Raw genomic sequence first — 6,035 nt, 5'->3', positions numbered from 1 at the left:
CGGGTACGCCGCACGCCGCGCCCCCCGCCGACCGGGTGCTGGGCGGTTTCGCCCAGCTGAAGGTCAACGACGTCCCGCACGACGTGCTCGTGCTCGGCAACGGGCTGATCCTGGTCGCCGAGCCGGACAGGTCCGAACAGGGGCAGAAGCGGCTGACCCGGCTGATCGACAGCATGCCCGTCGCGGAGCTGGCGCAGCGGCACCGGTTCGTTCCGTACGCCGAGATCGGCCGCGCCCAGATCCTCAGGTCCACCCCGCTGCGGGTCGAACTGACCCTTACGGACGGCCGTCAGCTCACCCTCGCCGCCGGTTGGACGACACCGTTGCTGGCCAAGGACAGCGACAGCGTGCTGTTCCGACTGCTGAGCACGGAGTCGGGCGGCCGGTCACCGCGTCCCTCGACCGCCGGCGGCCCGGCCGGGCAGACAGGGCAGGCCGCAGCCGCTCCGGGTGGCGGTGCCGATGGTGCCCGGGTGCTGGACGGCCTGGCCAACGTCAAGGTCGACAACACCCAGTTCGACCTGCTGATCCTCGACGTCGGCCTGGTGCTGATCGGCGACCCCGGTCCGTTCAACCATGGCCGGGACCGGCTGCTGACCCTGATCCAGCGCTGGCCGGTCGAGGAGATCGCCGACCGGAACTGGCTGATCCGGTACGAGGAGATCATGCGGGCCCGGGTCAACCGGAGCATTCCGGTCCGGGCCGAACTCGAACTCGGCACCGGCCAGCGGATCACCATCACCGAGCCGTGGACCACCCAGACGCTCACCGACGGAAGCGGGCAGGTACTGATCGACGCGCTCCGATCGGTGGGTGCCGAGGTCGTCGGCTGACCAGCGGCGGCCCGCCCGAAGGGTCGGGACTCAGATCTCGTCGATCAGATCCGCGACCGACGAGACGATCCGGGACGGCCGGTACGGATACCGTTCGGCCTCGGTCCGGGTACTGATCCCGGTGAGCACCAGTACGGTCTGCAGGCCGGCTTCCAGGCCGCAGAGGATGTCGGTGTCCATCCGGTCGCCGATCATCGCCGTCGTCTCGGAGTGCGCGTCGATGGTGTTCAACGCCGAGCGCATCATCATCGGGTTGGGCTTGCCGACGAAGTAGGGCTCCACCCCGGTCGCCTTGGAGATCATGGCGGCGACCGATCCCGCCGCGGGTAGTGCGCCCTCCGTCGACGGGCCGGTCGGGTCGGGATTGGTGCAGATGAACCGCGCCCCTCCGTCGATCAACCGGACCGCCTTGGTGATCGCCTCGAAGCTGTACGTCCGGGTCTCGCCCAGTACCACGTAGTCGGGTGCGAAGTCGGTCAGCACGTACCCGACGGCGTGCATCGCCGTGGTGAGACCCGCCTCACCGATCACGTACGCCGTACCGCCGGGTCGCTGGTCGGCCAGGAACTGGGCGGTGGCCAACGCCGCGGTCCAGATCGCGTGCTCGGGGACGTCGAACCCCATCCGGTTCAGCCGGGCCTGGAGGTCGCGGGCCGTGTAGATCGAGTTGTTCGTCAGGACCAGGAACGGCTTGCCCGAGGAACGGAGCCGGCTGATGAACTCGGGCGCTCCGGGTACCGGCTGCCCCTCGTGTACCAGCACGCCGTCCATGTCGGTGAGCCAGCTCTCCACCGGCTTTCGATCGGTCACTGCCGCCCCTCGCTTCGCTCGTCGCCCCCGTGACCTGCGCGACCGGGCAGACCGACGACCTCGCTCCGCTCGGTCATGGCCGCTCCTCTGGCCGGACAACTCGCTGGCTGCTCTGGTTCATCGCTCTCCTGGTTCGGGGCGGAAAGATCCGGGTACCACCGGCCGGTCGGACCGGGCGGACCGGGCTCGGAGTCGGAATCGGGCTCGCATCGGGCGCGGGCTCGGAGTCGGATGTGCGGGCTCGGGCTGTGCTCGGTCAGGGCCGCCGGACCGGCAGGCAGCAGCCGTCCGGACAGGTGTCCCAGGCGGGCAGCGTACCCAGCCGACGTCGCGGGGCCGTATCGGCCGGGTTAAGCCGCTCGGTCACCAACTCCCGGACCATCGACACGAACCCCGGGTCCGTGCCGGGGGTTCCGGCGCGTACGAAGTCCAGGCCGAGCTGTTTTGCGGTGGCGGCGGCCTCGGTGTCCAGATCCCAGACCACTTCCAGGTGGTCGGAGACGAACCCGATCGGGCTGACCACGACCGAGGTCACTCCCTCGGCGGCTAGCGCACGCAGATGGTCGTTGACATCCGGCTCCAGCCAGGGCACCTGGGGCGGGCCGGAGCGGCTCTGCCAGACGAGGTCGTACGGCAGGTCCGGAGCCGCCCGCTCCGCCACCAGCCCGGCCGTCTCACGCAACTGCGCCTCGTACCGGCCGCCCTCGGGGCCGGCGGAGGCGGCCATCGAGACCGGGATCGAGTGGGCGGTGAAGACCAGGCGGGTGCTCTCCCGCCGGTCGGCGTCGAGGGTGGCCAGCGCGGCGGAGACGGCTGCGGCGTGCGGCTCGACGAACCCGGGGTGGTCCCAGTACTGGCGCAACTTGTCGATCTTCGGTGCGTCCGGGCCGACCGCCGACCGCGCGGTCGCGATGTCCTCGAGGTACTGCCGGCAGGACGAGTAGCCGCCGTAGGCGCTGGTGACAAAGCCGAGGGCGGAGCGGATGCCGTCGTGGTGCATCTGGGCCACCGTGTCGGCCAGCATCGGGTGCCAGTTCCGGTTGCCCCAGTAGACCGGCAGGTCGAGCCCGTGCGCGGCGAAGTCGCTCCGGATCGCGGCGAGCAGGTCCCGGCACTGCTGGTTGATCGGCGATACGCCGCCGAAGTGCTGATAGTGCTCGGCGACCTCGGCCAGCCGGTTCGGCGGCACGTTCCGGCCCCGGGTCACGTTGGCGAGGAACGGCAGCACGTCCTCGGGCCGCTCCGGCCCGCCGAACGAGATCAGCACCACGGCGTCGTACGACATACCGCCATTCTCCCCGCTCCACCCAACTGCTTGGAGGGGGCCCTTCTTATACAGAAAACGATAAGAAGGGGCCCTTCCTTACACCTCAGCTGCCGGCGCCGAGGGCGTGGTAGCCGCCGTCGACGTGCACGATCTCGCCGGTGGTGGCCGGGAACCAGTCGGAGAGCAGGGCCAGGCAGGCGCGGGCCGCCGGCTCCTGGTCGGAGAGGTCCCAGCCCAGCGGAGCCCGCTCGGTCCAGGCGTCCTCGAACTGCTCGAAGCCGGGGATGGACCTGGCCGCCATGGTGCGGAGCGGTCCGGCCGACACCAGGTTGCTGCGGATCCCCTTCGCGCCCAGGTGCATCGCCAGGTACCGGGACGCCGACTCCAGTCCGGCCTTGGCCACGCCCATCCAGTCGTACACCGGCCAGGCCTTGGTGGCGTCGAAGGTGAGCCCGACCACCGCGCCGCCGGGGCTCATCAGCGGCAGTGCGGCCACGGCGAGCGACTTGTAGGAGTACGTCGAGACGTGCAGCGCGGTGGCCACGTCCTCCCACGGTGCGTCCAGGAAACCGCCGCCGAGGCAGCTCTTCGGCGCGAACCCGATCGAGTGGACCACCCCGTCGAGCCCGTCGACGTGCTCGCGGACCCGGTCCGCCAGGCTGGCGAGGTGCTCGCTGTTGGTCACGTCCAACTCGATCAGCGGCGCGGGCGCCGGCAACCGGCGGGCAATCCGCTCGACCAGGGACATCCGGCCGAAGCCGGTGAGTACGACCGTTGCACCGTTCTCCTGGGCGAGCTTCGCCACCGAGAACGCGATCGACTGGTCGGTGATGACACCGGTGACGAGCAGCCGCTTGCCGGCCAGCAGTCCAGACACGTGAAGATCCCTCCATACCCTCGTGGTCCCCCGCGTCCCGTGGCCGGACCCGGGTCTGTCCCGGCCGACCGACAGCGCCTGGGCGATTGTGTCAGTCAGTGCCCCATGCCGAGGCCGCCGTCCACCGGGATGACCGCCCCGGAGACGTAGCCGGCGGCGTCGGAGGCCAGCCAGGTGACCACGCCGGCCACCTCGTCCGGGGTGGCCATCCGGCCGGCCGGAATGGACTTGCGGATCTCGGCCTTGCGCTCGTCGGAGAGCCCGGCGGTCATGTCGGTGTCGATGAAGCCGGGCGCGACCACGTTGGCGGTGATGTTCCGGCTGCCCAGCTCCCGGGTGATCGACCGGGCCACCCCGACCAGGCCGGCCTTGCTCGCCGCGTAGTTGACCTGGCCGGCGCCGCCGGCCAGCCCGACCACCGAGGAGACGAAGATCATGCGACCCCACCGGGCCCGGAGCATCTTCGACGACGCCCGCTTGGCACACCGGAACGCGGCGGTCAGGTTCGCGTCGACCACGCTGGTGAACTGTTCCTCGGTCATCCGCATCAGCAGCGTGTCGGCGGTGATGCCGGCGTTGTTGACAAGTACCTCGACCGGGCCCAACTCCGCCTCGACGGCCGAGAACGCCTCGTCGACCTGGGCACTGTCGGTGACGTCGCACCGCACCCCGAACAGGTCGGCGGGCGGGTTGCTGCCCCGGTGGGTGACCGCCACCCGGTCACCCTGCTTGGCGAAGGCCTGCGCGATGGCCAGGCCGATGCCCCGGTTCCCTCCGGTCACCAGCACGGTTCGGGCCACGGTGTCCTCCTCACGGACGGTACGGACGCTGGGCACATGCGCACGTCGGCACGTACGCCACGTGCGGGTTGGAGACTAGGCGCTACCGGCAGGTAATCCGTAACCCGGGGGCCTTCTGGCCGGCGTACCACCCGGGTACTACCGGCAGGATCACACTCCGGGGTCACGACGGACGTGCCCCCGCACCCGTACCCTGCCCCTGATGGAGGACGGGACCGGCGTGGTGCTCCGCGGCGCACTGGACGACCTGCGCCGGCTGGTGGTCGGGGCGGACTATCCGCCCTCCCCGCCGGTCGGGCCGCCCGGCCGGTGGCGGCGGGGGTGGCGGCGCCTGCGGTCGTTCCTGTTGCCGCTGCTGCTGCTGGCCCTGGTCGGCCTGGCCATCGCCGGGGTGCAGTACCTGACGGACGAGCGAGGACTCCCCGAGCCGCTGGCGATCCTGCTCGGGATCGGCGCGGTCCTGCCGGCGGCGCTGGCTCCGGTCCGGCCGCTGCTCGCCTGGCGGGTCGCCTATCCGCTGCTCTACCTGGGGGTCATCGACGCGCAGCGGGGCGAGGCGTGGCCGTGGAACCCGGTGCAGGTCGTCGGCTTCCTGTTCGTGCTGCTGGTGCTGTCCGCTCGGGCCGGTCCGGGGACGGCGGCCTGGGCGGGACTGTTCAGCGTGCTGCCGGCGTACCTGTTCGTCGATACCCGGGCGAACGCGCACGGCGTCGCCATCCTCTTCGTGGTCATCCTGATCCTCGGCGACCAGGTCCGGCGACGCCGGCAGAGTCAACGGGCCCTGGCCGAGCAGGCCGAGCGGAGCGAGTTGGAGCAGGCTCGCCGGGCGGTGCTGGAGGAACGCACCCGGATCGCCCGGGAGATGCATGACGTGGTGGCCCATCACATGTCGATGATCGCGGTACAGGCGGAGACCGCTCCGTACCGGCTGACCGGACTGGCGGAGCCGGCCCGCGCCGAGTTCACCGCGATCGCCGGCTCGGCCCGGGAGGCGTTGACCGACATGCGCCGGCTTCTGGGCGTGCTGCGCAGCGAGTCGGCCGCGCCGGAGACCGCGCCACAGCCCGGTCTGGCCGACGTACCGGAGCTGGTCGAGGCGGTCCGCCGGGCGGGCATGTCGGTGACGGTCGCCAGCGGGACGCCCGGCGGGGCCGACGACGTGTCGGCGGCGGCAGCGACCCGGCAGGTGCCCGAGGCGGTCGGGCTGGCCGGGTACCGGATCATTCAGGAGGCGCTCGCCAACGCCGGCCGGCACGCCCCGGGGGCGAGCGTCCGGGTGTCGCTCCGCGCGGACGACAAGGCCCTGACGGTCGTCGTCCGAAACGACCCGGCCGGGCTGACCGACGGTGACCCGGCCGGGCTGACCGACGGTGACCGGACCGGGCTGACCGACGGTGACCGGACCGGGCCGGCCGACGGTGACCCGACCGGGCCGGCCGACGGTGACC

Annotated in this window: 5 protein-coding genes and 1 pseudogene; 2 read left to right on the top strand and 4 right to left on the bottom strand. The window is 71.5% G+C overall.

Annotated elements, in window-relative coordinates; genetic code table 11:
- Window positions 1-833 (top strand): annotated as a pseudogene (locus tag I0C86_RS34275) (hypothetical protein); the annotation flags it as partial.
- Between the two features lie 30 nt (window positions 834-863).
- On the opposite strand, the gene I0C86_RS34270 reads toward I0C86_RS34275, so the two are convergent.
- From I0C86_RS34270 to fabG, 4 genes are all read right to left on the bottom strand, one after another.
- Window positions 864-1,643 (bottom strand): HAD-IIA family hydrolase, encoded by a 780-nt coding sequence (locus tag I0C86_RS34270; protein WP_196205461.1) that lies wholly within the window; start codon window positions 1,641-1,643, stop codon window positions 864-866.
- A gap of 256 nt (window positions 1,644-1,899) precedes the next feature.
- Window positions 1,900-2,928: a ferrochelatase gene (locus I0C86_RS34265; RefSeq protein WP_196205460.1), complete on the bottom strand. Its 1,029-nt coding sequence runs from the start codon at window positions 2,926-2,928 to the stop codon at window positions 1,900-1,902.
- Between the two features lie 85 nt (window positions 2,929-3,013).
- On the bottom strand, window positions 3,014-3,787 hold the full coding sequence (gene fabI / locus I0C86_RS34260) for an enoyl-ACP reductase FabI (protein WP_196205459.1): 774 nt from the start codon (window positions 3,785-3,787) through the stop codon (window positions 3,014-3,016).
- 95 nt (window positions 3,788-3,882) lie between these two features.
- Window positions 3,883-4,587, bottom strand: coding sequence for a 3-oxoacyl-ACP reductase FabG (gene fabG, locus I0C86_RS34255; protein ID WP_196205458.1), 705 nt, complete (start codon window positions 4,585-4,587; stop codon window positions 3,883-3,885).
- Between the two features lie 202 nt (window positions 4,588-4,789).
- On the opposite strand from fabG, the gene I0C86_RS34250 reads away from it, so the two are divergent.
- Window positions 4,790-6,035: sensor histidine kinase (locus I0C86_RS34250; protein ID WP_196205457.1), on the top strand; the 1,246-nt coding region annotated here is incomplete at its 3' end.

It is taken from the genome of Plantactinospora alkalitolerans, assembly GCF_015690345.1.
GTDB lineage: Bacteria > Actinomycetota > Actinomycetes > Mycobacteriales > Micromonosporaceae > Plantactinospora > Plantactinospora alkalitolerans.
Note: the sequence above shows the minus strand (reverse complement) of the source record. Positions and strands in the feature narration are given on the sequence as shown.